General features: G+C 59.3%; 21 protein-coding genes and 1 pseudogene. 8 read left to right on the top strand and 14 right to left on the bottom strand.

Annotated features, from left to right (window positions below):
• Positions 1 to 554: 554 nt before the first annotated feature.
• Genes KVG85_RS16370 through KVG85_RS16355 form a run of 4 tightly spaced genes read right to left on the bottom strand, consistent with a single transcriptional unit; the run spans position 555 to position 3,979 of the window.
• A complete protein-coding gene (locus tag KVG85_RS16370) occupies positions 555 to 1,712 on the bottom strand; it encodes an osmoprotectant ABC transporter ATP-binding protein OsmV (protein WP_016771732.1) in 1,158 nt (385 codons plus the stop codon).
• On the bottom strand, positions 1,709 to 2,362 hold the full coding sequence (locus tag KVG85_RS16365; protein WP_024011588.1) for an ABC transporter permease: 654 nt from the start codon (positions 2,360 to 2,362) through the stop codon (positions 1,709 to 1,711). Before KVG85_RS16365 ends, KVG85_RS16370 begins: the two co-directional genes overlap by 4 nt.
• A gap of 13 nt (positions 2,363 to 2,375) precedes the next feature.
• Positions 2,376 to 3,269: a glycine betaine ABC transporter substrate-binding protein gene (locus KVG85_RS16360; RefSeq protein ID WP_217864370.1), complete on the bottom strand. Its 894-nt coding sequence runs from the start codon at positions 3,267 to 3,269 to the stop codon at positions 2,376 to 2,378.
• Positions 3,270 to 3,289: 20 nt separating this feature from the next.
• Entirely contained in the window at positions 3,290 to 3,979 is a 690-nt protein-coding gene (locus KVG85_RS16355; protein ID WP_172667905.1) for an ABC transporter permease, read from the bottom strand.
• Between the two features lie 358 nt (positions 3,980 to 4,337).
• Here KVG85_RS16355 and KVG85_RS16350 point away from each other — a divergent pair, with 358 nt between their 5' ends.
• The gene (locus KVG85_RS16350; RefSeq protein WP_016771727.1) at positions 4,338 to 5,921 is read left to right on the top strand and encodes a peptide chain release factor 3; all 1,584 of its coding nucleotides are present in this window, start codon (positions 4,338 to 4,340) and stop codon (positions 5,919 to 5,921) included.
• A gap of 106 nt (positions 5,922 to 6,027) precedes the next feature.
• On the opposite strand, the gene KVG85_RS16345 is transcribed toward KVG85_RS16350, so the two are convergent.
• Positions 6,028 to 6,366, bottom strand: coding sequence for a hypothetical protein (locus tag KVG85_RS16345; RefSeq protein WP_217864369.1), 339 nt, complete (start codon positions 6,364 to 6,366; stop codon positions 6,028 to 6,030).
• 260 nt (positions 6,367 to 6,626) lie between these two features.
• On the opposite strand from KVG85_RS16345, the pseudogene prfC reads away from it, so the two are divergent.
• From prfC to KVG85_RS16330, 3 genes and pseudogenes are all read left to right on the top strand, one after another.
• A pseudogene (prfC, locus tag KVG85_RS16340) lies at positions 6,627 to 6,842 on the top strand (peptide chain release factor 3); the annotation flags it as partial.
• Positions 6,843 to 7,509: 667 nt separating this feature from the next.
• Entirely contained in the window at positions 7,510 to 8,694 is a 1,185-nt protein-coding gene (locus KVG85_RS16335; protein ID WP_217864368.1) for an MFS transporter, read from the top strand.
• A 155-nt stretch (positions 8,695 to 8,849) separates the two neighbouring features.
• Positions 8,850 to 9,113 (top strand): hypothetical protein, encoded by a 264-nt coding sequence (locus KVG85_RS16330; protein WP_071174375.1) that lies wholly within the window; start codon positions 8,850 to 8,852, stop codon positions 9,111 to 9,113.
• 206 nt (positions 9,114 to 9,319) lie between these two features.
• On the opposite strand, the gene KVG85_RS16325 is transcribed toward KVG85_RS16330, so the two are convergent.
• From KVG85_RS16325 to KVG85_RS16290, 8 genes are all read right to left on the bottom strand, one after another.
• Positions 9,320 to 10,300: a peptide ABC transporter ATP-binding protein gene (locus KVG85_RS16325; RefSeq protein WP_016771723.1), complete on the bottom strand. Its 981-nt coding sequence runs from the start codon at positions 10,298 to 10,300 to the stop codon at positions 9,320 to 9,322.
• A complete protein-coding gene (locus KVG85_RS16320) occupies positions 10,300 to 11,268 on the bottom strand; it encodes an ABC transporter ATP-binding protein (RefSeq protein WP_016771722.1) in 969 nt (322 codons plus the stop codon). Before KVG85_RS16320 ends, KVG85_RS16325 begins: the two co-directional genes overlap by 1 nt.
• A 10-nt stretch (positions 11,269 to 11,278) precedes the next feature.
• Complete coding sequence (locus tag KVG85_RS16315; RefSeq protein ID WP_016771721.1) at positions 11,279 to 12,205, bottom strand: ABC transporter permease subunit; 927 nt, start codon at positions 12,203 to 12,205, stop codon at positions 11,279 to 11,281.
• Between the two features lie 11 nt (positions 12,206 to 12,216).
• Positions 12,217 to 13,227, bottom strand: coding sequence for an ABC transporter permease subunit (locus KVG85_RS16310; RefSeq protein ID WP_016771720.1), 1,011 nt, complete (start codon positions 13,225 to 13,227; stop codon positions 12,217 to 12,219).
• 73 nt (positions 13,228 to 13,300) lie between these two features.
• A complete protein-coding gene (locus tag KVG85_RS16305; RefSeq protein WP_217864367.1) occupies positions 13,301 to 14,896 on the bottom strand; it encodes an ABC transporter substrate-binding protein in 1,596 nt (531 codons plus the stop codon).
• Between the two features lie 77 nt (positions 14,897 to 14,973).
• Positions 14,974 to 16,389, bottom strand: coding sequence for an OprD family porin (locus KVG85_RS16300; protein WP_217864366.1), 1,416 nt, complete (start codon positions 16,387 to 16,389; stop codon positions 14,974 to 14,976).
• 176 nt (positions 16,390 to 16,565) lie between these two features.
• On the bottom strand, positions 16,566 to 18,164 hold the full coding sequence (locus KVG85_RS16295) for an ABC transporter substrate-binding protein (protein ID WP_130911421.1): 1,599 nt from the start codon (positions 18,162 to 18,164) through the stop codon (positions 16,566 to 16,568).
• Between the two features lie 300 nt (positions 18,165 to 18,464).
• Positions 18,465 to 20,090, bottom strand: coding sequence for an ABC transporter substrate-binding protein (locus KVG85_RS16290; protein ID WP_217864365.1), 1,626 nt, complete (start codon positions 20,088 to 20,090; stop codon positions 18,465 to 18,467).
• A gap of 1,272 nt (positions 20,091 to 21,362) precedes the next feature.
• Here KVG85_RS16290 and KVG85_RS16285 point away from each other — a divergent pair.
• Complete coding sequence (locus KVG85_RS16285; RefSeq protein ID WP_217864364.1) at positions 21,363 to 21,725, top strand: DUF6124 family protein; 363 nt, start codon at positions 21,363 to 21,365, stop codon at positions 21,723 to 21,725.
• A gap of 169 nt (positions 21,726 to 21,894) precedes the next feature.
• Here the strand turns inward: KVG85_RS16285 and KVG85_RS16280 are convergent, their stop codons facing one another.
• Positions 21,895 to 22,611, bottom strand: coding sequence for an SIMPL domain-containing protein (locus KVG85_RS16280; RefSeq protein ID WP_217864363.1), 717 nt, complete (start codon positions 22,609 to 22,611; stop codon positions 21,895 to 21,897).
• A gap of 347 nt (positions 22,612 to 22,958) precedes the next feature.
• Here KVG85_RS16280 and KVG85_RS16275 point away from each other — a divergent pair, with 347 nt between their 5' ends.
• The 3 genes from KVG85_RS16275 to KVG85_RS16265 all read left to right on the top strand — a co-directional run bounded on the left by KVG85_RS16275 (position 22,959) and on the right by KVG85_RS16265 (position 26,598).
• Positions 22,959 to 24,221, top strand: coding sequence for an ATP-binding protein (locus KVG85_RS16275; protein WP_212615312.1), 1,263 nt, complete (start codon positions 22,959 to 22,961; stop codon positions 24,219 to 24,221).
• The gene (locus KVG85_RS16270) at positions 24,214 to 24,774 is read left to right on the top strand and encodes a response regulator transcription factor (RefSeq protein WP_003221630.1); all 561 of its coding nucleotides are present in this window, start codon (positions 24,214 to 24,216) and stop codon (positions 24,772 to 24,774) included. Before KVG85_RS16275 ends, KVG85_RS16270 begins: the two co-directional genes overlap by 8 nt.
• A 96-nt stretch (positions 24,775 to 24,870) precedes the next feature.
• A complete protein-coding gene (locus tag KVG85_RS16265) occupies positions 24,871 to 26,598 on the top strand; it encodes an ABC transporter ATP-binding protein/permease (RefSeq protein WP_217864362.1) in 1,728 nt (575 codons plus the stop codon).
• Positions 26,599 to 26,720 lie beyond the last annotated feature (122 nt).

Raw genomic sequence — 26,720 nt, 5'->3', positions numbered from 1 at the left:
AAGCAAAAAGGCCCAGAGATGTGCAGTTATCCCTTGGCCTTGCTGTCTCGTCGTCAGTACTTGAGCCGGATGGATCGTTTCCAGCATGGACGTTCGGCGCGAACTTTAGGGCGTGAGGGGCGCGAGATCAACTAAAAATGTCGCGTTTTTGCACACTTCTGACATGCGTCGCGTTCATCACTCCTTCTACCCGACCGAGATGACGGGCAGATGTTCCCGGTGAATTTTCGAGTGTTAAACATATCTGCACGTTCGTGGCTTTTGTCAGCTAGATCGCGGGTAAGTGTGATGGGGACAACTTCGGCGACGTTGGCAGCGAGGGAGATTAATGAGAGGGATTTTGAGCCCAAAAGCAGGTAGATGGACAACGCTTTTCTATGCGGGACTGTTGAGATTCTTTGTCACCTTGTGAAGATCAACAAAATTGCGTAGATCCTGTGGGAGCGAGCCTGCTCGCGAAGGCATTTTCACAGCCGCCATCAGCGTCGACTGATATTGCGCTTTCGCGAGCTGGCTCGCTCCCACAGGGATCGGGTTTCAACCGCGCAGATGGTTTATGCGACCACGGTCTCAGCCGGCGAGACGATACTGGTCTTCATTCCCCGCGAACGTCCCGAGCTGAGGTATGCCGCAATCGACTCCTGCGTCACTTCCCCGAGGAATACCCGTTCGGCGTCCATTACCGGCAGCCACGCGCGGTTGAACTCGTACATGCGCGACAGCAGGATGCGCAGGTGCTCGTCGTACGCTGCGGTGGCGTTGAACTCACGCAGGAATTGCGCGCAGGTGCCGGTCTGGCGATGCAGGTCGCGACGGCGCACGTAACCCAGCGCCTTGTTCTCGGCGCAGGTGACCACCACGTAGCGACGGTCATGTTCGTCCATCAACTCGAGCGCATCGGCCACTGGCGTTTCCGGGCTCACCGACGGCGCGTTGTCCGCCGCGTCTTCGGCCTTCACCAACAGCAGGCGTTTGAGCGTGCTGTCCTGGCCGACGAAGTTGCTGACGAAATCATCCGCCGGATGCGCCAGCAGGGTGTCCGGATGGTCGATCTGCAGCAGCTTGCCGGCGCGGAAAATGGCGATCTTGTCGCCCAGCTTGATCGCTTCGTCGATGTCGTGGCTGACCATGATCACGGTCTTGTTCAGCGCGCGCTGCATCTCGAAGAATTCGTTCTGGATCATCTCGCGGTTGATCGGGTCGACCGCGCCGAACGGCTCGTCCATCAACAGCAGCGGGGCGTCAGCTGCAAGCGCACGAATCACGCCGATACGCTGTTGCTGACCACCGGACAATTCACGCGGATACCGATGCAGATACTGCTTGGGCTCGAGCTTGATCATGCTCATCAGTTCGCGGGCGCGGTCGTGGCATTTCTGTTTGTCCCAGCCGAGCAGTTTCGGCACCACGACGATGTTCTCTTCAATGGTCATGTTCGGGAACAGACCGATCTGCTGAATCACGTAGCCGATGTTGCGACGCAGCGTCACTTCGTCGAGATCGGTGGTGTCTTCGCCGTTGATGAGGATCTTGCCCGAGGTCGGTTTGATCAGGCGGTTGATCATTTTCAGCGTGGTGCTTTTGCCGCAACCCGATGGCCCGAGGAACACGCAGATCTCGCCTTCATTGACGGTCAGGCTCACCGAGTCCACGGCTTTGACATCTTTGCCGTTGCTTTGGAAAGTTTTGCTGAGGTTTTGAAGTTCGATCATTTCAGGAGTCCTTTTGGAGTCAGCGAGCGTTGCAGCCACTGCAAAACGAGGTCGGCGAAAATCGCCAGAAGACTGACCAGCAGCGCGCCGACGATAAGCATCGACATGTCACTGCGGCTGATGGAGGCGAGGATCAAAACACCGAGGCCGCCGGCGCCGATGGTTGCGGCAATGGTCATGACGCCGATGTTCATCACCACCGCCGTGCGCACGCCGGCAAGAATCACCGGCACCGCGATCGGCAGTTCGACCATGCGCAGGCGCTGGCCGAAGGTCATACCGATGCCGCGCGCGGCTTCGCGGATGCCCGGCTCGACGCCGGTCAGGGCGAGGTAGGTGTTGCGCATGATCGGAAGCAGTGAATAAAGGAACACGGCAGTGATCGCTGGCAGTGGCCCGAGGCCCTGGCCGAACTTGGAGTAGAACGGCAGCAGCAGACCGAACAGGGCAATCGACGGCACGGTCAGCAACACCGTGGCGCTGGCCTGCAGCGGGCCGGCGAGGGTGGGGAAGCGTGTCATCAGGATGCCCAGCGGCACGCCGATGACGATCGCCAGGGTCACGGCGATGCCGACCAGAGTAATGTGCTGCCAGGTCAGGTGCATCACCTGCTGCCAGTCGAGATGGGAAAAGGCGTTCAGGAATTCCATGACTTCTCCTCTCTTAATTCAGTGGGTGCTGGCGCAGGAAATCGGCGGCAACGGACGATGGGCTTTCATGATCGACATCGACCCGCGCGTTGAGCTGGCGCATGGTTTCGTCGTCGAACAGTTCGGCCAGCGGCTTGAGTTGTTCGGCCAGTTTCGGGTTGGCGTCGAGCGTGGCCTGACGCACCACGGGAGCGGCGGTGTAGTCGGGGAAGTAATGCTTGTCGTCTTCCAGCAATTTCAGGCCGAAGGCATTGAGACGGCCATCGGTGGTGTAGACCAGACCGGCAAACACCTGACCGTTGCGTAGCGCGGTGTAGACCAGGCCGGCGTCCATCTGGCGGATGTTCTTGCGGGTCAGGTTCATGTTGTAGAGCTTGACCATGCCGTTGAGACCGTCGGAGCGGTTGGCGAACTCGGTATCCAGCGCCACCAGGTGATTGGTCTTGGCTTCGGCGCGCAGCACTTCGTTCAACTGGCTGATGTTGTTGATCTGCGGGTACTCCTCGGCGACTTTTTTCGGCAGCGCGAGGGCGTAGGTGTTGCTGAACTTCGATGGCGTCAGCCAGACCAGGCCTTTTTTCGCGTCGAGTTCTTTCACCCGGGCGTAGGACTGCGCGCTGTCGAGTTTCTCGGTGACATGGTTGTAGGCCACCAGCGACACGCCGGTGTATTCCCAGAGCAGGTCCAATTGGCCACTTTCGTGGGCGCTGCGGGCGAGGTTGCTGCCCAGACCGCCGGTGATTTGCGCGTCGTAGCCTTTGCTGCGCAGGTATTGCGCGGTGATTTCGGCGAGCAGGGTCTGCTCTGTGAAGACCCGGGCGCCGAGGCGGATGAGCGGTTTTTCAGCGGCTTGCGCGATTCCTGCGAACAGCAGGACGCAGCCTAAGATCAAGCTAAGTCGTTTCATAAATATTCCTTCGCAAAGCCTTAAGACGGGCGCAGACCGCGTTCCAGCCATAGGCGGCTGGCGAGGGTGACCACGCCATCGAGCAACAGCGCCAACAGCGCGGTGCACGCAGCGCCGAGCAGCAGTTGCGGCTGATTGTTCAGGGCGATGCCAGGGAAGATCAGGCTGCCGAGGCTGTTGGCGCCGATCAGGAACGCCAGCGGCGCGGTGCCGACGTTGATCGCCAGTGCGACCCGCACGCCACCGACGATGATCGGCACGGCGTTGGGCAATTCGACTTTCCACAACACTTGGCGCGGGGTCATGCCGATGCCGACGGCGGCTTCTTTCAGCGAGCCCTGCACATTTTTCAGGCCTTCATAGGTGTTGCGCACGATCGGCAACAGCGAGGCGAGGAACAGCGCGAAAATCGCCGGGCCACTGCCGATGCCGAGGATGCCCAGCGCAATCGCGAGCACGGCCAGCGGTGGCACGGTGTTGCCGATATTGAAGATCTGCATGAAGCGTTCGGCGCGGCCGACCATGGTCGGGCGGCTGAGGAAGATACCGGCGGGGATGCCCACGACAAGGGCGGCCAGCATGGAAGCGAGGACGAGAATCAGATGAGCTTGCAGGTAAAACAACAAATCGTCGCGGTAGTGTTCGATCGTGTTGATGCCGATCCAGTGGACCAGCAGGGCCAGGAGCGCGATCACCACCGCACCTCCCATCAGCCCTTTGCCATAGCGGATAGCCACAGGCGGACTCCTTTTTTTGTAGTCGGCGAGCGCTGCTCAGCGTGGCAAGACCATTGTTGGTTGCCGAAGTCAGCGTTCGCGAAAAGTAGCCGTTTTCCAGCACCGGCCAAGCGGTGTGAAAGCGAGCCATGAGCGCAGCCCCGTCAGGCTAACTTGCTGATTTTTCAGCCCCTGACGAAAGTTCGTAACAGGGGATGGACGTCTCCGTGCTTTAAAAGGTTCCCATCTGAGGCAGCATTTGGCCACCCTTAATGTGCTCAACGGTTCGGTTATTGCAGCGAGTTGGGCTATAATCGCGGCCCTTTTTTGAATCACCGCCAGGCGATTTCCCATGACCCAACAGGCCGCCGAAGTCGCGAAACGCCGCACTTTCGCCATTATTTCCCACCCCGATGCCGGTAAAACCACGATCACCGAAAAGCTCCTGTTGATGGGCAAGGCGATTGCAGTGGCCGGTACGGTGAAATCCCGTAAATCCGATCGCCATGCGACATCCGACTGGATGGAGATGGAGAAGCAGCGGGGTATTTCCATTACCACGTCGGTCATGCAGTTCCCCTATCGCGAACACATGATCAACCTGCTCGACACCCCGGGCCACGAAGACTTCTCCGAAGACACCTACCGCACCCTGACAGCGGTGGACTCGGCCTTGATGGTGCTCGACGGCGGTAAGGGTGTAGAGCCACGGACCATTGCGCTGATGGACGTCTGCCGTCTGCGTGACACGCCGATCGTCAGCTTCATCAACAAACTCGACCGTGACATCCGCGACCCGATCGAACTGCTCGACGAGATCGAAGCCGTTCTGAAGATCAAGGCTGCGCCGATCACCTGGCCGATCGGTTGCTACCGCGATTTCAAGGGCGTGTATCACCTGGCCGACGACTACATCATCGTCTACACCGCAGGTCACGGTCACGAGCGCACCGAAACCAAGATCATCGAGAAACTCGACTCCGACGAGGCGCGCGCGCACCTGGGCGATGAGTACGAGCGTTTCATCGAACAGCTGGAACTGGTGCAGGGCGCCTGTCACGAATTCAACCAGCAGGAATTCCTCGACGGCCAGTTGACCCCGGTGTTCTTCGGTACGGCGCTGGGCAACTTCGGTGTCGACCACGTGCTCGATGCTGTCGTCGATTGGGCGCCGCGTCCGCTGGCCCGTGTGGCCAACGAGCGTACTGTCGAGCCGGTGGAAGAGAAGTTCTCGGGCTTCATCTTCAAGATCCAGGCGAACATGGACCCGAAACACCGCGACCGCATTGCCTTCATGCGTATCTGCTCCGGCAAGTACGAAAAAGGCATGAAGATGCGCCACGTGCGCACCGGCAAGGACGTGCGCATCGGCGACGCCCTGACGTTCTTCTCCTCCGAGCGTGAGCAACTGGAAGAGGCGTACGCTGGAGACATCATCGGTCTGCACAACCACGGCACGATCCAGATCGGCGACACCTTCAGCGAAGGCGAAGTCCTCGGTTTCACCGGCATTCCGCACTTCGCCCCGGAACTGTTCCGTCGCGTGCGTCTGCGTGATCCGCTGAAGTCCAAGCAGTTGCGTCAGGGCCTGCAGCAGTTGGCGGAAGAGGGCGCGACGCAGGTGTTCTTCCCCGAGCGCAGCAACGACATCATTCTCGGCGCCGTCGGTGTGCTGCAGTTCGATGTGGTCGCCAGCCGCTTGAAAGAGGAATACAAGGTCGAGTGCTCGTATGAGCCGATCACCGTGTATTCGGCGCGCTGGATCGAGTGCGACGACAAGAAGAAGCTTGAGGAATTTTCCAACAAGGCGGTGGAGAACCTCGCGCTGGATGGCGGTGGTCACCTGACTTACCTGGCGCCGACGCGGGTGAATCTGGCGTTGATGGAAGAGCGCTGGCCGGATGTGAAATTCCGCGCGACGCGTGAGCATCATTAAGAAGTGCTGAGCTGGTTTTCGGAAGCCCCTGAGGGATAGATCTCAGGGGCTTTTTGGATTTTCCCGCTCGCGATGGCCATGCCCGATGGCAGATTCGCCGTTGTTATCAAAAATAGGTGCCCCCCGTCGTGTGTTGTCTAAGGGACACGTAGGCAACACGCGGCGCTCCACTACCATCATCAACAGAAACGTTGAATGCATAACCGCCCAGTCCTACATCTCGGCCGGTACCGTCTCCATAGTTCAAAAACGCTTTCAGCGTCATCGTATTAATCCCCGGTTTTTCAGCAGGCACTGCTGCCATATTGAAAAGTTTCTTGGAATATTCTGAAAAAACTTCCCAGTTATATTCACTTTTGCTGTCAAGGGCGCGCTTAATCACGCTTTCACATTCGCGCTCTGAGTTAGCTAGGCTTGACGCAGTTATCCGTTCACCGTATTCCACGACACTTACCCCTATCTATTTCTCAAAAAAATGACGCTGTTGCTCGGGTAATATCTTGAGCAGTTCAGGAGAACTCCTGACTTCGCCTGACCGGAAGACTTCCCGAACCTATAGGGCATACCTACTGAATTAAGGGAAACTCCCTCAGCACAGGCTAAGCGTCGCCAAAATTCGGCGCAACTGTCATAAATAACAGGTAAGGAACGGTTTTTTTGCCGTTTGTCTGAATAAAGCACGACGCTGGCGAGCGATGCCCTTCAGAGCACTCGTATGAGCCGATCACTGTGTATTCGGCGCGCTGGATCGAGTGCAGCGACAAGAAGAAGCTTGAGGAGTTTTCCAACAGGGCGGTGGAGAACCTGGCATTGGATGGCGGTGGGCATTTGACCTATCTGGCGCCGACGCGGGTGAATCTGGCGTTGATGGAAGAGCGCTGGCCGGATGTGAAATTCCGCGCGACGCGGGAGCATCATTAAGGTTTGAGGTGTTTTTCTGAAAGCCCCTGAGGTGTAGGCCTTGGGGGCTTTTTATTGCCTTGGGTTCGGGTGAATATCCGTTGCTTCGGTGGCGGCTGCTGACGGTTTCGCCTGACGGCGACTTGCTTTTTTACAAGAGCGCCTAAAAAAGTAAGCAAAAAACGCAAGCTCCTGCGTTCGGCGCTCCCACGCCCGGATCAATCCCTCCACTCAGCCTTCCGACGTCGCCGGTGGATCAAGATCAAAAGCGGTACTCGATCTTGCGCTCATTGTTTTGAGTGGTGAGAAGCGTGTGATCTGCTTTGGATCTGTGTTGGATTCGGCCCTCATCGGAACGCCGCCCGCCCAGCCCTCTCCCGAGGGAGAGGGAGCCGATTGATGATCTGTTCAAATCCCGAGTTCGGCTCGGTATTTCAGGTCGGCGTACCTTGCCCAAACGACCCGGTCAGTCCCCTCTCCCTCCGGGAGAGGGTTAGGGTGAGGGGCTTTTGATCTTTAACGCCGCGTGAAAAATCAAGTTGAATCCGGGCGCGGCGATTTTTCCGTAAGGCGTTTTCCCTCTACGTCGTAGCCATACTCTGCTTTTACTTCGGCCGACCTCACCCCCACGACATTCCAATCCAACCCGTCTACTGTTGAGCAAACCCCCACGCCCATCGGACGTTACATGCTCAAAGGACTGACCCAACTCCTGCGTCCCAACGACTATTTCACCCCCATGGCCTGGGTCCTCGCGGCTCTGTTGTTCATCAACCGCCTCAGCGCCATGGTCAAGCTGTTCATGGCGCTGTACCTGCGTCAGGAGCTGGGTCTGGCGATTGAAACGGTGGGCTGGTTGCTTTCGGCCTATGGTGCTGGGTTGCTGGTCGGTTCGATGCTCGGCGGCTGGCTCAGTGATCATGTGCGCACGGCGCGGCTGACGGCGGCGCTGTTTTTCGTTTCGGTGTGGGTGCTGATGCTGTTGGGGCTGGTGACGCAGGTGCCGTGGCTGGCCGTTTTGCTGTCGCTCAGCGGTGTGATCGACGGCGCGATTCGCACGTTGCATCAGCGGCTGATCATGGAGTATTGCGAGGTCGCGCAACGTTCCCGTGCGCAAGCGCTGAGCCGGGTAGCGCGTAATCTGGGCATGGCCGCTGCCGGGGTGGCGGGCGGGGTGTTGGCGCAGGCGGATTTTCGTTGGGTGTTTTTTGTCAGTGCGGCGATGACGATGCTGGCGTTGCTGTGGTTCGTGCGCACGACGTGGCGGCGGCCGGTGCTCGTGGTTGAGGACGAATCGACCGATGGCTCAAGCCTGCCGTATCGCGACAAGCCGTTCCTCTGGCTGCTGGCGGCGACGGCCGTGCTCGGCATTGCATTCGACACGGTCTACAGCACGCTGGGCAATTATCTGCGTGATTACTACCACCTGAGCACCGAAGCGATCGGCTGGCAGTTCGGGCTCAATGCGCTGTTGGTGATCGCTTTGCAGATTCCGCTTTCGCATTCGGTCGAGCGTTGGGGCTCGCGTTGGCAAATGCTCGTGGGCAGTGTGCTGTTGGCCTGCGGATTGGGCATGTTGCCGTTCGGTTCCGGCTTGGCTTTTGTCTGTCTGTCGACGCTGATCTGGACGCTGGGCGAGGCCTTGTTCATGCCGCCGTTGAATGTACTGGCGATGCAGTTTGCCCAGAGCGGCAAAAGCGGTCAGTACTTCGGCTTGTTCTTTATGAGCTGGAGTGCCAGCGCGCTGTTGTCGCCGGTGCTCAGCGGTCAGCTCTACGGCCAATTTGGCGGGCACAGTGTGTGGCTGATGAGCGCGCTGCTGGTGCTGATCTCCATTCCACTGACCTGGCAGGCCACGCGCGGGCTTAGCTGATTCGGTTATCACGGTTATTCGAAAGCAATCTGGCGGTCGATGGCATTTCTGCCTGCGCGGTCGCGTCCTAAGTGGTGAGCCGGTCGGATCGCAACTAGATTTCACATCGAGCCAGTCCGGCAAGCATGTCTTAGCGCAACAGGATGGAGTCGGCCATGAAAAGCAGATTGCTACGGGTTTTGATGTTGTTGAAAGTAATGGTGATGCTATCCCTCGGCACCGCAACGGCGTGGGCCGAGTGCGAGGATCACGAATCTCAAGCGTTCAATGGGCAGGTCGGGCATAGCGGCCTGATGCTCGCCAAGTCCGAGTCGGAACCGGGGGATATGAATCAGGGTGGCAGCGCCGATGACGACGACTCGACCACGGACGATCCGGATACCGATGACCCGGATGACGAAGGCGATAGCCAGACGTAGATCGCCGGGCAAAGAAAAACCCCTTCGGCCTCGACTGATGCGCAATCGAGGTGGAAGGGGTTTTGTTATCGCATGAATTCCTGAATCAACACGAACTCCCTGTGGGAGCGAGCCTGCTCGCGAAAGCGTCATTTCAGTCGACAATGTTGGTGACTGTTACACCGCATTCGCGAGCAGGCTCGCTCCCACATGGATATTCCGTGGTCTTACGCCGCGCCGTCGAGGAATTGCTCGGCGTAGTGGCAAGCCACCTGCCGATTATCCAGTTCACGCAACAGCGGCTCTTCCGTGGTGCAACGTTCGGTCGCGTACGGGCAGCGCTTGTGGAAAGCACAGCCTGGTGGCGGGTTCAGCGGGTTGGGCAGTTCGCCGACGATCTTGATTTTCGGCTTGTTCGGGTCTGGGTGAATCGTCGGGGTCGCCGACAGCAGCGCCTGGGTATACGGGTGCAGCGGGCGCTCGTAGATGTCGTTTTTCGGTCCCAGTTCCACCGGACGGCCGAGGTACATCACCATCACGTCATCGGCCACGTGCTGCACCACCGCCAGGTTGTGCGAGATGAACACGTAGGCGGTGTTGAACTCCTGCTGCAAATCCATGAACAGGTTCAGCACCTGGGCCTGAATCGAAACGTCCAGCGCCGAAGTCGGTTCGTCCGCGACCAGCACTTTCGGTTGCAGCATCATCGCCCGAGCCAGGGCGATACGCTGGCGCTGACCACCGGAGAACATGTGCGGATAGCGCTGATAGTGCTCAGGGCGCAAGCCGACCTGCTTCATCATCGCCTGGACTTTCTCGCGACGTTCGGTGGCCGACAGCTTGGTGTTGATCAACAGCGGTTCGGCCAGTTGATCACCGATTTTCTGCCGTGGGTTCAACGACGCATACGGGCTCTGAAACACCATCTGCACGTCTTTGCGCAGTTGCTTGCGCTCGGCCTTGTCGGCGCCGGCAACTTCCTGACCGGCGATCTGCAGCGAGCCCGACGACGGCTCTTCGATCAGCGTCAGGGCGCGGGCGAGAGTGGATTTGCCACAGCCCGATTCGCCTACCACGGCAAGGGTCTTGCCGGCTTCCAGTTCGAACGACACGCCGTTGAGCGCGCGCACGGTGGCGTGGCCCTTGAACAGGCCACGGGAGACTTCGTAGTGACGGGTCAGGTCGCGGGCGGTAAGTACGACGGCCATTACGCCACCTCCTGGTTCAGCGGGTAGAAGCAGCGGGCGAGGCTGTTGGCTTTCGGATCAAGGCCCGGACGCTGGGTGCGGCAGTTGTCCTGCACGTACGGGCAGCGCGGCGACAGCAGGCAACCCTGCGGACGGTCATAACGGCCCGGAACGATGCCCGGCAGGGTCGACAGGCGCGAGGCGCCGAGGCTGTGCTCGGGAATCGCCTTGAGCAGCGCTTCGCTGTACGGGTGCGCCGGGATGTCGAACAGTTGCGGCACCTGACCGACTTCCACCGCCTGGCCGGCATACATCACGCAGACACGCTGGGCAGTTTCCGCCACGACCGCGAGGTCGTGAGTGATCAGCACCAGGCCCATGTTCTGCTCTTTCTGCAACGCCAGCAGCAGATCCATGATCTGCGCCTGAATCGTCACGTCCAGCGCGGTGGTCGGTTCGTCGGCGATCAACAGTTTCGGCTCGCCGGCAATCGCCATGGCGATCGCGACACGCTGGCTCATACCGCCAGACAGTTGATGCGGATAGGCGTCCATACGACTGGCGGCGCCCGGGATCTCGACTTTTTCCAGCAGTTCGATGGCACGCTTGCGCGCTTGCTTGCCGGACATTTTCAGGTGCAGGCGCAGCACTTCCTCAATCTGGAAACCGACGGTGTAGCTCGGGTTCAGCGCGGTCATCGGGTCCTGGAAGACCATCGACAGGTCTTTGCCGACGATCTGCCGACGCTGGCGGTTGCTGAGTTTGAGCATGTCCTTGCCGTCGAAGCTGAGCGAGTCAGCGGTGACGATGCCAGGATGCTCGATCAGGCCCATCAGCGCCATCATGGTCACGGATTTACCCGAACCCGACTCGCCAACGATGGCCAGCACTTCGCCTTTGTCGACTTTCAGGTCGAGGCCGTCGACCACCGGGGTCGCGGTCTTGTCGCCGAAGCGGACGTTGAGATTCTTGATTTCTAGCAGTGACATTGGAATCTCCTCAGGCGGCGTTCTTGAGTTTCGGGTCCAGCGCATCGCGCAGGCCGTCGCCCATCAAGTTGATTGCCAGCACGCTGAGCAAAATGGTCAGGCCAGGCAGACTTACCACCCACCAGGCGCGTTCGATGTAGTCGCGGGCCGAGGCCAGCATGGTGCCCCACTCAGGGGTTGGCGGTTGTACGCCGAGGCCGAGGAAGCCCAGTGCGGCGGCATCAAGAATCGCCGAAGAGAAGCTCAGGGTTGCCTGCACGATCAGCGGCGCCATGCAGTTGGGCAGCACGGTGATGAACATCAGGCGCGGCAGACCGGCACCGGCCAGACGCGCGGCGGTGACGTAGTCGCGGTTCAGTTCGCCCATCACGGCAGCACGGGTCAGACGCACGTAGGACGGCAGGGAAACCACGGCAATCGCGATCACGGTGTTGATCAGGCCAGGGCCGAGGATGGCGACGATCGCCACGGCCAGCAGCAGCGATGGCAGGGCCAGCATGATGTCCATCAGACGCATGATGGTCGGGCCGACCACTTTCGGGAAGAAACCGGCAAACAGACCCAGCAGGATCCCCGGAATCAACGACATCACCACCGACGACAAGCCGATCAGCAACGACAGGCGCGAGCCCTGGATCAGACGCGACAGCAGGTCACGGCCGAGTTCGTCGGTGCCGAGCAGGAACTGCATCTGCCCGCCTTCGAGCCACGCCGGCGGCGTCAGCAGGAAGTCACGGTATTGCTCGCTCGGATTATGCGGCGCGACCCACGGCGCGAAGATCGCGCAGAAGATGATCAGCAGCATGAACAGCAGGCCGGCAACGGCGCCCTTGTTCTTCGAGAACGCTTGCCAGAATTCTTTGTACGGCGACGGGTACAGCAGGCTTTGATCCACGGCGGACGTGGCGGTGGCTACTGAGGATGTTGGAGTGCTCATGGGTATGGACCTCAGCGCTGATGACGGATGCGTGGGTTGGCAAAGCCGTAGAGGATGTCCACCACGAAGTTGACCAGAATCACCAGGCAGGCGATTAACAGGATGCCGTTTTGCACCACCGGATAGTCCCGGGCGCCGATGGCTTCGATCAGCCATTTACCGATGCCGGGCCAGGAGAAGATGGTTTCGGTCAGGACCGCACCGGCCAGCAGCGTGCCGACCTGCAGGCCGACCACGGTCAGCACCGGAATCAGTGCATTGCGCAGGCCATGCACGAACACCACGCGCGACGGCGACAGGCCTTTGGCCTTGGCGGTGCGGATGTAGTCTTCGCGCAGCACTTCGAGCATCGACGAACGGGTCATCCGGGCGATTACCGCCAGCGGAATGGTGCCGAGCACGATCGCCGGCAGGATCAGGTGATGCAGGGCGTCGAAGAACGCGCCGACGTCATCGGCCAGCAGCGTGTCGATCAGCATGAAGCCGGTTTTCGGCTCGATGTCATACAGCAGGTCGATGCGCCCGGAGACCGGGGTCCAGCCCAGGCTCACCGAGAAGAACATGATCAGGATCAGGCCCCACCAGAAGATCGGCATCGAATAGCCCGCGAGGGAGATGCCCATCACCCCGTGGTCGAACAGCGATCCTCGTTTGAGTGCCGCGATCACCCCGGCCAGAAGCCCGAGGATGCCAGCGAACAGCAGGGCGGCCATGGACAGTTCCAGGGTCGCCGGGAAAAGAGAGGTGAACTCGGTCCACACGCTTTCACGGGTACGCAACGACTCACCGAGATCGCCCTGGGCCAGTTTGCCGATGTAGTCCAGGTACTGGGCATACAGCGGCTTGTTCAGCCCCAGGCGTTCCATTGCCTGAGCGTGCATTTCGGGGTCGACCCGACGTTCGCCCATCATCACTTCCACGGGGTCGCCCGGAATCATGCGAATCAACGCGAAAGTCAGCAAGGTGATGCCGAAAAACGTGGGGATCAACAACCCCAGTCGGCGGGCAATAAAACTAAACATCTTGTGTGGTACCTCATCAGCCGGTTAGGCGTGTCCGGCGTCCCTCAGGTCAGGGACGCCGGGCGTTTCTTATCTACTTCACCTGGGTGGTGGCGAAGTTATTAGTGGTGAGAGGGCTGATGTGGTAGCCCTCTACATTGTTGCGCATTGCAGTGAACATCCGAGTATGGGCCATGCTGATCCATGGCTGGTCCTGATTAAACAGCACTTGGGCCTGTTCGTAGAGCGCGGCGCGTTCGGCCGGATCTACTTTAGCCCGCGCTTCATCCAGCAGTGCCTGGAATTTCTCGTTGCACCAGCGTGCGTAGTTTTCGCCGTTCTTGGCGGCCTCGCAACTGAGCATAGGCGTCAGGAAGTTATCCGGGTCGCCGTTGTCGCCCGCCCATCCGGCCGAGACCATGTCGTGCTCGCCGGCCTTGGCGCGCTTGAGCATCTCGCCCCATTCCATCACGCGGATGTCGATCTTGATCCCGACTTTCGCCAGGTCAGCCTGCATCATCTGCGCGCCGAGCATCGGGTTGGGGTTGGTCGGACCGCCGCCGTTACGGGTGAACAGGGTAAACGTGGTGCCTTCCGGAACCCCGGCCTCCTTGAGCAAGGCGCGTGCCTTGTCGAGATCCCGTGGCGGGTTCTTCAGGTCATGGTTGTAGCCGAGCAGGGTCGGCGGGTACGGGTTGACCGCCACCGACGCGTTACCCTTGCCGAACAGCGCGTTGACGTAGGCTTCCTTGTCGAAGGCGATGTCGATGGCTTTGCGCACACGCACGTCGCTCATGTACTTGTGCTGGGTGTTCATGGCGATGTACGAAACGGTCATCGCGTCCAGCTCGTCGACTTTCAGGTTGCTGTCTTTCTTGATGCTCGGGATGTCATCCGGTTTCGGATACAGCGCGACCTGGCACTCGTTGGCCTTTAGCTTCTGCAGGCGCACGTTGTTGTCGGTGGCAATCGCCAGGATCAACGCGTCGGCCGGCGGCTTGCCACGGAAGTAATCCGGGTTGGCCTTGAAACGCACCTGCGCATCCTTGGCGTAACGCTGGAAGATGAACGGGCCGGTGCCGATCGGCTTGTTGTTCAGATCGCCGGTCTTGTTGGCCTTGAGCAACTGGTCGGCGTATTCGGCCGGGTAGATCGATGAGAAGGCCATGGCGATGTCGGCGAGGAACGGCGCTTCGCGGCGGGTCAGGGTGAACTTGACCGTGTTGTCGTCGACTTTCTCGACGCTTTTGAGCAGTTCCTTGAAGCCCATGCTTTCAAAGTACGGGAAGCCCACGCTCGACAGTTTGTGCCACGGGTGATTCGGGTCCAGCTGGCGCTGGAAGCTCCAGACCACGTCGTCGGCGTTCATGTCGCGGGTCGGCTTGAAATATTCGGTGGTGTGAAACTTGACGCCTTTGCGCAGGTGGAACGTGTAGGTCAGGCCGTCTTCGCTGATGTCCCAGGACTCGGCGAGTGCCGGAATCACGTCGGTGGTGCCGGGTTTAAAGTCGGCCAGGCGGTTGAAGATGGTTTCGGCCACAGCGTCCGCCGTGACTGCAGTTGTGTACTGGACCATATCGAAGCCTTCCGGGCTGGCTTCGGTGCAGACCACCAAGGGTTTGGCCGAGGCGCCGACAGCGACACTCAGCAACGCAGCCGCGATGGCCGCACGTAGGGGAAGCATTTTCATCGATAACCCTCTGCAATCGGTTGAAGACAGAAAACCGAACGGCCGACTCATCATGAGTCAGCCGTTGGTTGGCGTTTTTACAGAATGTTGAACGGGATGGTGGTTACGAGACGGAACTCGTTGATGCTGCCGTCAGCCTGGTTTTCGCTGGCACGGTGAGCGGTGTAAGTGCCGCGAATGGTCGTGGCTTTGAGCGGGCCGCTCTGTACTGCGTAGGTTGCACCTACGCCGTATTCATAGTGGTGCTCGCCATCCATCGCCTGCACGCCATCGTAGCCGCCACCCTTGTAGTGAGTGCCGTCGATGCCCCAGCCGCGTGCCTGGTAGATGTTGAATTTCAGGCCTGGTACACCGTACTCAGCCATGTTGAGACCGTAGGAAACCTGGAAGGACTTCTCGTTCGGGCCGTTGAAGTCCGAAAGCAGGGAGTTGGCCAAGTAGATACCGTTGGTTTCGTGCAGGTAGTCGAAGTACTCGTTACCGTTTACTTCCTGATAGGAGAAAGTCACGGTGTGGGCCTGGTGCGTCAGGCCGAACGACAGCGAGTAGGTGTCGTTGTCGATGTCGCCGAGCAGTTTTTTGCCTTCGTCGACTGTCTTGTAGTAGTTCAGGCCGGTGGTCAGGCTCAGGATCGAGCTGTCGCCCAACACGTGGGTTGCGCCGAAGTAGTATTGGTTCCACAGGTCTTCGGCCTGGGTGCCCCACAGGCTGGTGGTCAGGCTGGCGAACGGCTGGTAGGAAATACCGGCGGTGTTGACGTGATCCGCTTCGGCGTTGATGTCACCGTATTCGGAGCGGAACTTGCTCAGGCTTTCTTCGGTACGTGGCGAAACGCGGTCGAAGGTCGCGACGTCGAACGCCAGGTTGTTCAGCTCTTCGCTGTGGATCGCGATACCTTCGAAGCTCGATGGCAGCGGACGGTTACCGATCACATCGACTTGCGGGCTGCTGAAGTTCATGCGGCCGGCGGTCAGGGTGGTGTTGGAGATGCGCGCCTTGACGTTGGCCAGGCCCAGCTTGCTCCACTGGCCTACCGCGTCACCGCCTTCACGGGTCAGGGTCCGGTTGTTGCCTGCACCTGGGCGGGTGCCCGGAGCGCCGCCGTTGTTCGCGGCGAGGTTCTCGCGGTCGCGCTCAAGGGCGATCGCGTTGTAAGCAGCCACTTCGGTGCTGAAGCCGACAGTACCTTCGGTGAAGCCCGAGTTGTACTTGATGATCGTGCCTTGGACCCAGTTGATCCGGCGATCGGTTTCGGTGGACTGGCCATTCTTGCGGTAAGCGAACTTGCCGCCACGCTTGAGTTGTTCGTTGGCGTACCAGTTACGGGTCGAACCGCTGATCGATTGCCCTTCGAGGAAGCCGGTGGCTTCGGCCTGGGCGCTTTTCTCGTTGACGGTTACCGGGGTGAACGCCTGGCTCTGGGTTTCCGCATAAGCCGTGGCGGTGATGCTGCTGATGGCCAGGGCCAGTATCGCGGTGCTGCTCAGTTTCATGGGTGAAGCTCCTTTACTTTCTTTTTATCCCGGCTTTTTTTGGTATGCCGGTTATTGGTTTAGAACTCGTTCACACATCGCAAACGTTTGCAAAACGCCGGATTGGCGAATTTCGGCAAAGCGCTTGCGTGAGGGGAGTAGACAGCTCCCCTCAGCATTGCGGCTAATCAGTGGGTTTAATCGATACTGACACCCGAGAACACGTTGCGGCCGAACGGGCTGACTTTGAACCCTTCGACTCTTGTGCTTAACGGCTGGTTGACCGTCGAGTGGGCGACAGGCGTGATCGGCACTTGCTGTTTAAGCAATTGCTGGGCCTGTTTATAAAGCTCGGTGCGCTGGTCGCGGTCGGTGACGACCTTGGCCTGTTTGATCAGCTTGTCGTACGCCGGATCGCACCACATGGAATAGTTGTTGCCGCCGATGGCGTCACAGCTGTACAGCGTGCCCAGCCAGTTATCCGGATCCCCGTTGTCACCGGTCCAGCCGATCAGGCTGACGTCGTGTTCGCCATTCTTGGTGCGCTTGATGTACTCGCCCCATTCGTAGCTGACGATCTTCACTTTCAGACCGATCTTGGCCCAGTCGGACTGGAGCATCTCGGCCATCAGTTTGGCGTTCGGGTTGTACGGACGCTGCACCGGCATTGCCCACAGGGTGATCTCGGTGCCTTCTTTCACGCCGGCGGCCTTGAGCAGTTCCTTGGCTTTTTCCGGGTTGTAGGCGGCGTCCTTGATGGTGTCGTCGTAGGACCATTGGGTCGGTGGCATGGCGTTGACGGCCAGTTGGCCGGCGCCTTGATAAACAGCGTTGAGAATTCCCTGTTTATTCACCGCCATGTCCAGCGCCTGACGCACTTCCAGTTGATCGAACGGCTTGTGGCGCACGTTGTAAGCGATGTAGCCGAGGTTGAAGCCCGGCTTGGAAATCAGTTGCAGTTTCGGGTCGGCCTTCAGCGCTTCAACATCGGCAGGGCGCGGGTGCAGGGTGATCTGGCACTCGTTGGCCTTGAGCTTCTGCACGCGTACCGAAGCGTCGGTATTGATCGCGAAAATCAGGTTCTTCAGCTTGACCCGGCTCGGATCCCAGTACTGCGGGTTACCGGTGTAACGGATGTTCGAGTCTTTCTGGTAACTCTTGAATACGAACGGCCCGGTGCCGATCGGCTTCTGGTTGATGTCGCTCGGCTTGCCGTCGGCGAGCAGCTTGTCGGCGTATTCGGCAGACAGAATCGAAGCGAAGCTCATCGCGATGTTCTGGATGAACGCGGCATCAACGCTGTTGAGCGTGAACTCGACGGTCAGCGGCCCGGTCTTCTCGACCTTGGCGATGTTCTTGTTCAGGCTCATCCCGTTGAAGTACGGAAATTCGGTGGGGTAGGCCTTACGGAACGGCTGTTGCGCATCGAGCATGCGAGTGAACGTGAACACGACATCGTCAGCGTTGAAATCGCGGCTCGGCTTGAAGTAAGGGGTTGTATGAAATTTCACGCCTTCACGCAGGTGAAAGGTGTATTTCAGGCCATCTTCGGAAATGTCCCACTTGGTCGCCAGGCCCGGTACGACATTGGTCGCGCCTTTTTCAAACTCGACGAGGCGGTTGTACAGCGGCTCGGCGGCGTCGTTGTCGGTGGCCGTCGTGTACTGCGCGGTATCGAAACCCGCCGGGCTGCCTTCCGAGCAAAACACCAGGCTGTCGCTGGCGGCGTAGCTTGCAGACGTGGCGGCCAACAGGCCGGCGCCCAACAGTGCGGAAAAAATCAAGGTATGGCGCATGACGCTCCCTCTTTTTAGTGTTGTGCAATGCGTCAGGGTCCCTGTCCCGGGACTTTCTGGCCGCATTGAGCTCAATCCAATACGTACGGCAAAACCGGTGGCCCACGCAGACACTGGTCAGTACGCGACGGTAGGCACCGTGCCTCTGGCAGTAAATACGTAATTGCCTTAATGCTCGTAGGAAAAGTCGACGCGCCTATACCGAAGCAATCATCTGCGGCGGATTTGGGTGTAGGCCTTTTCCTTTTTTCCCGGTAGATAAAGCAACGGCGACGTCAGAAACGCCGCCGTTGCAATGTCTTACTTGCTGACGCTGACGCCGTAGAAGGAATTCAGGCCAAATGGGCTGATCTTGAAATCCTGCACGTTGGCGCGCATGGGTTGATACACCGTCGAGTGAGCGATAGGTGTCATTGGAACTGCATCTTTGAGGACGTGTTGCGCCTGTTTGTACAGCTCGGTGCGCTTGCCCTGGTCGGTAGTGCGTTTGGCTTCTTTCACCAGTCCGTCGAACTTCTTGTCGCACCACTTGGAGAAGTTGTTGCCGCTCAGCGAGTCGCAGCCGAACAGCACGTTGAGCCAGTTGTCCGGATCACCATTGTCACCGCTCCAGCCAATGATCATGGCCTGGTTCTCGCCACCTTTGGAGCGCTTGATGTACTCGCCCCACTCGTAGCTGGTGATCTTCACTTTCAAGCCGATCTTGGCCCAGTCGGACTGGAGCATTTCAGCCATCAGTTTGGCGTTCGGGTTGTACGGACGCTGCACCGGCATCGCCCACAGGACGATCTCGGTACCTTCCTTGACGCCGGCTTCCTTGAGCAGCTGTTTGGCTTTCTCAGGGTCGTACTTGGCATCCTTGATGGTGGTGTCGTAGGACCACTGGGTCGGCGGCATGGCGTTAACGGCCAGTTGGCCCGCACCCTGGTAAACCGAATCGATGATCTGCGGCTTGTTCACGGCCATGTCCAGCGCCTGGCGCACGCGCAGGTCAGCCAGTGGGTTGGCCTCGTTGCTGCCCTTGACCTTGTCCATCACGTTGTAGGCGATGTAGCCCAGGTTGAAGCCGGCCTGATCCGGCATCTTCAGCGACTTGTCTTCTTTCAGCGCTTTCAGATCGGCCGGACGCGGGAACAGGGTGACCTGGCACTCGTTTTTCTTCAACTTCTGGATACGCACCGACGGGTCGGTGGTGATGGCGAAGATCAGGTTGTCGATCTTCACGTCTTCAGGCTTCCAGTAATCCTTGTTGCCGGTGTAACGGATGTTGGAGTCTTTCTGGTAGCTCTTGAACACGAACGGGCCAGTGCCGATCGGCTTCTGGTTGATGTCAGCGGCTTTGCCATCCTTGAGCAACTGGGCGGCGTATTCGGCGGACTGTACCGAAGCGAAGCTCATGGCCAGGTTCTGGATGAACGCGGCGTCGACTTCTTTCAGGGTGAACTTGACGGTGTGATCGTCGACTTTATCGATCTTGGTGATGTTGGTGTCCATCCCCATGTCGGTGAAGTACGGGAATTCGGTCGGGTACGCCTTACGGAACGGGTCGTCCTTGTTGATCATGCGGTTGAAAGTAAACAGCACGTCGTCGGCGTTGAATTCACGAGTCGGCTTGAAATACGGGGTGGTGTGGAATTTGACGCCTTCGCGCAGGTGGAAGGTGTAAGTCAGGCCATCATCGGAAATGTCCCACTTGGTCGCCAGGCCAGGAATCACGGCGGTGCCGCCGCGCTCGAACTGGGTCAGGCGGTTGAACATGGTTTCGGCTGAGGCGTCGAAGTCGGTTCCGGTGGTGTACTGGCCTGGATCAAAACCGGCCGGGCTCCCTTCGGAGCAGAACACCAGGTTAGTCGCAGCGGTGGCGAAAGGTGCGGAGGCTAACAAGCCTGCGCCGACTAGAAACGGAATGACCGCGTGTTTAAGCATGTTGGCCTCATGATTTGTTGTCATTTTTTAGTTGTGAGGTACGACCTCGTGAGTCGTGCCTGCGGATACTTATGCAGGGCCCATACCCAATGCAAGATCCAGAGCGGTCGGCGGCGTTAAACGGTGGCACGAACGTACCTTAATGTCGCATCCGTATAACTTTTGACGCATTTGACCGTTTGCGGGTGGTTTTTGCGGTGCATTCTGGGCACTGAAATGGTGCGCCAGTCTTGTTGTGTGCGCTTGGGTGGGGCTTGGTGTCACTTATTTATACCCTTGGGGATGGGCGGGGTTGAGGGGTTTTCGGGGTGGCTTAGGATGGGGTGGATTGGGGCAGGGATTGGGGAGTTTTACTTGGTGCAACTGGGTGTTTCGATTGGTGGCACCTTGGCGGCCTTTGGGCCGACCAGGCTCTTGGGTTTTGGGTGTATATCCGTTTCTGCGGGTGTTGCGGATTGCGGTTCCGCCCTTACGGCGGGTCACCTTTTTCAAACGCCAAAAAGGTAACCGAAAAGGCTTGCTCCTACGTTCGGCCCTCGCAGGCTCGGGTTCCTTCGCTCCGGGACTGATCCGGGCGCAGCGGCTCCGGTTTGCTTCGCTGCACCTCCTTGCGCTGTGTCTGGCTGCGCCAGACGGTCGCTGCGCTCCCACGCCCGGATCAATCCCTCCACTCAGCCTTCCGACGTCGCCGGTGGATCAAGATCAAGATCAAGAGCAGGCGAGCTGGCACTCGGCCTATTGAGTGGTGAAGAGCGGGTGTTCGGCGTTATTTTTGTTGTGGATTTGCCCCTCACCCCGGCCCTCTCCCCGAGGAGAGGGAGCTGATTTTTGTGCTTTTCAAATCCTGGTTCAACTCGGACTTTCACGTCGGCGGATTTCCCCCAAACACCTCGGTCAGTCCCCTCTCCCTCTGGGAGAGGGTTAGGGTGAGGGTTTGCTTTTTGGCTGTTTAAATCCGATGCCAAATAACCCGAACCTTCCCACAAGGTTTTCAGGTTGTCCGTCGGACGTGCGCTCTCTAGGCTTGGGTCGTCGCTGGTTGTTCAGCGATCGGGTGTGAGAACCCGACATTCATAGTCATTCAGTGCCCAGATCCGCATAATTGCCGCCAGCAAGTCTGCTGCCTGCAAAGTGCGTTATGGCGGCTCTGTGCGGGCGGACGTATGTCCGGCCGGGTGCCTATGACCGGTTTTCTCACCCCGCACAAAGCTGCCACCTCTTCGCCGTGTGAGAAACGGCATCGAGATGGCTCAATTTCATAGGTGAAAACGCATGACCAAGCCAGTCCCCGACCCACCCGAAGAAACCACAACCCCCCTCGAAGCCGCGCTGCGCGCCGACGATCTCGCGAAGAACCGCGAAGCCATCAAGCGTGCCCTCGATTTCTATCTCTGCCCGCCACCCGGCAAACCCCATCCACCCAGCACGATGTTTTTGATCCGGCCCGACATCGACACTGAAAGCCTGCTTGCCCACGCCTGCGAATCCCTCGCTTCAGCCAACACTCTGGCCAGCGATTTCGCCGATCAGCTCGGTCGTCCGCAGCGCAATACGGCGCTGGCGATTCAGCAGATCATCATGCTGGCGGAGCTGGCGGTGAATCGGGCGCTGGATCGGGTTGATCCGCACGCTTGAGATCGCGTCATCGTTCTTCGCGAGCAGGCTCGCTCCCACATTCAAATGCGTTCAACCTGTGGGAGCGAGCCTGCTCGCGAAAGCGGTGGATCATTCACTACAAAACCCGGGCACAAAAAAACCGGCAACCATTTACTGATTGCCGGTCCTTCATTCAGCCAAGCTTAAATCACTGCATCAGCACTTCAATCGAGCCATCGGCGGTCATGCTGACCTGGCTGGTGCCGGCTTCAACTTCAGGCGTCACCGGCGCGGAATCCATGGCCGCGGCTTTCATCATCATCGGCGCGCGCAGGTACGGTTGTGGATAACCGTTGCTGTTGAGGTTCAGGTTGACGATTTTGTAGCCCTTGCCGCCGAGTGTATCGGTGGCCAGTTGGGCGCGGGTCTTGAAGGCGGTGACGGCTTCTTTGAGCAACTGGTCTTCGCTGGCCTTGCGGGTCGGGTCGGCGATGGCGAAGTCCATGCCGCCCATTTTCAGGTCGGTCAGCAACTCGCCGGTGAGTTTGGACAGGGCGGCGAAGTCGGTGCTTTCCAGGCGCAGTTCGGCGCGTTCGCGCCAGCCGGTGATCTTCTGGCCTTTGGTGTCGTAGATCGGGTAGCTGTTGCGGCTGCCCGTACGCAGGGTGATGTCTTTGACTTGCTTGGCCTGGGCGGTGGCCTTGTTCATGGTGGTGCTGATGGCGGCGGCGAGTTTGGCCGGGTCGGTGTTCTGCTCTTCGGTGTAGAGCGTCACGATCATCTGGTCGCGGGCCACTTCCTGGCTGACTTCGGCGCGCAGGGAAATCTGGTTGTAGTGCAGCTCATCGGCGGCCAGCGCCGGAAGGCTGGCGACGCTGCCGACGGTCAGGGCGAGGAGGGCGGCGCTGCGGCGAAATGTGTGCATGAAGGCTCCTTGAATGAGGCGCAGAGGGCGCTGCGTGAACCATCAGACTCTATAAAGCAGCTGCAAGTTGCAAGCTTCAAGCTGCAAGTAAAGGCAAGAGCAAGAAGTGCGGCGCTTTTGATCTTGCTTGCCGCTTGAAGCTTGCAACTTGCAGCTGTCCTCCTTTCAAGCTTCCAGCTGCAAGCTACATCAAAAGCGCCGCAGCTCTTGCTTTTGATCTTGCTTGCCGCTTGAAGCTTGCAACTTGCAGCTGCTCTCCTGTGGTCGTTTGCCGCACTTTCGCCTCTGAACCCCGCGCCTTGGTTATACTCCGTGCGATCCGCCTGGAGCGCTCATCAGGAGAGCTCATGCTCGCCCCCGTACAACTGACTTCCGCCACTCGCCAGAACCTCTGGCGGCTGACATTCATCCGCACCCTGGTGCTCGCCGCGCAGGCCGGGTCCGTGGGCCTGGCCTACTGGCTGCAATTGTTGCCGTTGCCGTGGGTGCAATTGGCGATGACCCTGGGCTGTTCGATTCTGCTCTGCGTGTTCACGGCCGTGCGCCTGCGCACATCGTGGCCGGTGACCGAGCTCGAATACGCGCTGCAACTGGCCTGCGATCTGGTGATTCACAGTGCACTGCTGTATTTCTCCGGCGGTTCGACCAACCCCTTCGTTTCCTATTATCTGGTACCGCTGACGATCGCGGCGGTGACGCTGCCGTGGCGTTATTCGGTGATTCTGTCCGGTATCGCGCTGGCACTGTACACGGTGATGCTGACGCGTTTCTATCCGCTGGAAACCCTGCCGGTCGCCCGTGAGAATCTGCAGATCTATGGCATGTGGCTGAGCTTTGCCCTGGCCGCTGCGGTGATCACCTTCTTCGCTGCGCGCATGGCTGAAGAGCTGCGCCGGCAGGAAGAGTTGCGCGCGATTCGTCGGGAGGAAGGGCTGCGTGATCAGCAGTTGCTCGCCGTTGCGACCCAGGCCGCCGGTGCGGCGCATGAGCTGGGTACGCCGCTGGCGACCATGAGCGTGTTGCTCAAGGAAATGCAGCAGGATCACCCCGATGCGTTGCTGCAGGACGATCTGAAAGTGCTGCAGGATCAGGTCAAGCTGTGCAAGGAAACCTTGCAGCAACTGGTCCGCGCCGCTGAGGCCAATCGGCGTCTGGCGGTGGAGATGCAGGACGTTACCGACTGGCTCGACGAGGCGTTGAACCGCTGGCACCTGATGCGCCCGGAAGCCAGTTACCGCTTCCAGCGTCTCGGCCAGGGGGCGGTGCCGCGCATGGCGCCGCCGCCGGATCTGACCCAGGCTTTGCTGAATCTGCTCAATAACGCCGCTGACGCCTGCCCGGAAAACCTCCAGGTGACGCTGGACTGGGACGCAGAGACTTTGACCATCAGCATTCGCGATCACGGCGCCGGTGTGCCGCTGGCCATCGCCGAGCAGATCGGCAAACCGTTTTTTACAACCAAGGGCAAAGGTTTCGGCCTGGGCCTGTTTTTGAGCAAGGCCAGCGTGACACGCGCCGGTGGCTCAGTGAAACTCTATAGTCATGAGGAAGGCGGCACGCTCACCGAGCTGCGCCTGCCCCACGGCGCCCGAGGAGACCAACATGAGTGACGAAATCCAAGTCGAAGGCGAAGAACTGCCGCATCTGCTGCTGGTCGACGACGACGCGACCTTCACCCGCGTCATGGCCCGCGCCATGGCCCGCCGCGGCTTTCGCGTCAGCACCGCCGGATCTGCGGAAGAAGGCCTGACCATCGCCCAGGCCGATCTGCCGGATTACGCCGCGCTGGACCTGAAAATGGACGGCGATTCCGGTCTGGTTCTGCTGCCCAAGCTGCTGGAACTCGATCCGGAAATGCGCGTGGTGATTCTCACCGGTTATTCGAGCATTGCCACGGCGGTGGAGGCGATCAAGCGTGGCGCCTGCAACTACCTGTGCAAACCCGCCGATGCCGACGACGTGCTGGCCGCGCTGCTGTCCGAGCACGCCGACCTCGACAGTCTGGTGCCGGAAAACCCAATGTCGGTCGATCGCCTGCAATGGGAACACATCCAGCGCGTGCTCACCGAGCACGAAGGCAACATTTCCGCCACGGCCCGCGCGCTGGGCATGCACCGCCGCACCTTGCAGCGCAAACTGCAGAAGCGTCCGGTTCGTCGCTGAACCTGCGCTGAACGACTATCGCCAGCCCTCGCGATAAATCGCGCCGATCATCTATGATCGGCGCGTGTCCGTTCTTTTTACTATCGAGCCTTATCCATGAATCAGAACGCTGAATATTCCGCGGTCAACGATGCTGTGCGCGGGCAGTTTTTTCGCAAAGTCTGGGCGATGACCACGCCTTACTGGCGCAGCGAAGAGAAGGGCAAGGCCTGGACGCTGCTGATTGCCGTAATTGCGCTGACGCTATTCAGCGTATGGATCGCCGTGTGGTTGAACAGTTGGTACAAGGATTTCTACAACGCTTTGCAGAAAAAGGATGAGGCAGCGTTCTGGCAGTTGATCCTGTACTTCTGCGGTATTGCCGCTGTGGCGATTCTCGCTGCGGTTTATCGCCAGTATCTGACGCAGATGCTGACCATTCGCTGGCGGGCGTGGCTGACTGAAAAGCACTTCACTCGTTGGCTTGAACACAAGAATTACTATCAGCTGGAGCAGGGCGGTTATACCGATAACCCGGACCAGCGAATCTCCGAAGACCTTAATAAATTCACCGCGACCACGCTGGCGCTTGGCTTGGGCTTGATCCGCACGGTGGTCAGTCTGGTGTCGTTCTCGATCATCCTGTGGGGCGTTTCCGGCAGCATCGAGGTGTTCGGTTTCACTGTTCCCGGCTACATGTTCTGGTGTGCCCTGGTCTACGCGGCGGTCGGCAGTTGGCTGACGCATTTGATCGGCCGACGCCTGATCGGCCTGAACAACAACCAGCAGCGTTTCGAAGCCGACTTGCGTTTCTCGATGGTTCGGGTCCGCGAGAATGCCGAAAGCATCGCTTTGTACAACGGCGAGCCGAATGAAAACCGGCGCTTGAGCAATCGCTTCGGGCTGGTCTGGCATAACTTCTGGGACATCATGCGCGTGTCCAAGCGCCTGACGTTTTTCACTTCGGGCTATGGACAGATCGCCATCATTTTCCCGTTCATTGTTGCGGCGCCACGGTATTTCAGCGGCAAGATCGAGCTGGGTGAGCTGATGCAAATCAACTCGGCATTCGGCAATGTGCAGGAGAACTTCAGTTGGTTCATCAGCGCTTACCAGGACCTGGCCGAGTGGCGCGCCACTTGCGATCGTCTGCTGAGTTTCCGCAATGCCATGAGCAACAACGAGGAACGGGTGCCCGCCATCGACGTGCAGAACCAGGGCAGCGAATTGCAGGTACATGGCCTCGGCCTGGACCTGGCCGATGGTCGTCATTTGCTGACCAGCGCCGACCTGACCGTAGAAGCAGGCGAGCGAGTGATGCTCAGCGGCCGTTCCGGCAGCGGCAAGTCGACGCTGCTGCGAGCGATGGGGCATTTGTGGCCGGCGGGGCACGGCAATATTCGTTTGCCGGCGGCGCGCTATCTGTTCCTGCCGCAGAAGCCTTATCTGCCGATCGGCACATTGCGTGAAGCGCTGAGTTATCCACAGCCGGGCGATACCTACGCACCGGAGCGTTATGCACAGGTGTTGGAAACCTGTCGTCTGCCACACCTGGTTGGGCGGCTGGATGAAGCCAATCACTGGCAGCGCATGCTCTCGCCGGGCGAGCAGCAACGCCTGGCCTTCGCCCGCGCGCTTCTTTACGCACCGCAATGGCTGTACATGGACGAGGCTACATCGGCGATGGATGAAGAGGATGAGGCGACCTTGTATCAGGCGTTGATCGACGAGATTCCAGGGCTGAGCATTGTCAGCGTCGGTCACCGAAGCAGTTTGAAACGATTCCATCCACGGCATGTGCGGATCGATAGCGGTCGTCTGGTCGAACAGGCCATAACTGTCTGAACACTCACCTGTGGGAGCGAGCCTGCTCGCGAAGGGGCCATCTTGGTCGACGAATCTGTCGTCTGAACCACCGCTTTCGCGAGCAGGCTCGCTCCCACAGTGGGGTAATGTGATCTGCCCGG

Source organism: Pseudomonas triticicola, from assembly GCF_019145375.1.
Taxonomy (GTDB): Bacteria; Pseudomonadota; Gammaproteobacteria; order Pseudomonadales; family Pseudomonadaceae; genus Aquipseudomonas; species Aquipseudomonas triticicola.
Note: the sequence above shows the minus strand (reverse complement) of the source record. Positions and strands in the feature narration are given on the sequence as shown.

Excerpts from the sequence above, each read along its gene's own strand:
- KVG85_RS16355 (WP_172667905.1), bottom strand. The coding sequence starts at position 3,979 with ATGGGAGGTGCGGTGGTGATCGCGCTCCTGGCCCTGCTGGTCCACTGG.
- KVG85_RS16360 (WP_217864370.1), bottom strand. The coding sequence starts at position 3,269 with ATGAAACGACTTAGCTTGATCTTAGGCTGCGTCCTGCTGTTCGCAGGA.
- KVG85_RS16365 (WP_024011588.1), bottom strand. The coding sequence starts at position 2,362 with ATGGAATTCCTGAACGCCTTTTCCCATCTCGACTGGCAGCAGGTGATG.
- KVG85_RS16305 (WP_217864367.1), bottom strand. The coding sequence starts at position 14,896 with ATGAAAATGCTTCCCCTACGTGCGGCCATCGCGGCTGCGTTGCTGAGT.
- KVG85_RS16275 (WP_212615312.1), top strand. The coding sequence starts at position 22,959 with ATGCTCGCCCCCGTACAACTGACTTCCGCCACTCGCCAGAACCTCTGG.
- KVG85_RS16370 (WP_016771732.1), bottom strand. The coding sequence starts at position 1,712 with ATGATCGAACTTCAAAACCTCAGCAAAACTTTCCAAAGCAACGGCAAA.
- KVG85_RS16300 (WP_217864366.1), bottom strand. The coding sequence starts at position 16,389 with ATGAAACTGAGCAGCACCGCGATACTGGCCCTGGCCATCAGCAGCATC.
- KVG85_RS16330 (WP_071174375.1), top strand. The coding sequence starts at position 8,850 with ATGAAAAGCAGATTGCTACGGGTTTTGATGTTGTTGAAAGTAATGGTG.
- KVG85_RS16280 (WP_217864363.1), bottom strand. The coding sequence starts at position 22,611 with ATGCACACATTTCGCCGCAGCGCCGCCCTCCTCGCCCTGACCGTCGGC.
- KVG85_RS16315 (WP_016771721.1), bottom strand. The coding sequence starts at position 12,205 with ATGAGCACTCCAACATCCTCAGTAGCCACCGCCACGTCCGCCGTGGAT.
- KVG85_RS16290 (WP_217864365.1), bottom strand. The coding sequence starts at position 20,090 with ATGCTTAAACACGCGGTCATTCCGTTTCTAGTCGGCGCAGGCTTGTTA.
- KVG85_RS16295 (WP_130911421.1), bottom strand. The coding sequence starts at position 18,164 with ATGCGCCATACCTTGATTTTTTCCGCACTGTTGGGCGCCGGCCTGTTG.
- KVG85_RS16310 (WP_016771720.1), bottom strand. The coding sequence starts at position 13,227 with ATGTTTAGTTTTATTGCCCGCCGACTGGGGTTGTTGATCCCCACGTTT.
- KVG85_RS16335 (WP_217864368.1), top strand. The coding sequence starts at position 7,510 with ATGCTCAAAGGACTGACCCAACTCCTGCGTCCCAACGACTATTTCACC.
- KVG85_RS16320 (WP_016771722.1), bottom strand. The coding sequence starts at position 11,268 with ATGTCACTGCTAGAAATCAAGAATCTCAACGTCCGCTTCGGCGACAAG.
- KVG85_RS16325 (WP_016771723.1), bottom strand. The coding sequence starts at position 10,300 with ATGGCCGTCGTACTTACCGCCCGCGACCTGACCCGTCACTACGAAGTC.
- KVG85_RS16350 (WP_016771727.1), top strand. The coding sequence starts at position 4,338 with ATGACCCAACAGGCCGCCGAAGTCGCGAAACGCCGCACTTTCGCCATT.
- KVG85_RS16265 (WP_217864362.1), top strand. The coding sequence starts at position 24,871 with ATGAATCAGAACGCTGAATATTCCGCGGTCAACGATGCTGTGCGCGGG.
- KVG85_RS16285 (WP_217864364.1), top strand. The coding sequence starts at position 21,363 with ATGACCAAGCCAGTCCCCGACCCACCCGAAGAAACCACAACCCCCCTC.
- KVG85_RS16270 (WP_003221630.1), top strand. The coding sequence starts at position 24,214 with ATGAGTGACGAAATCCAAGTCGAAGGCGAAGAACTGCCGCATCTGCTG.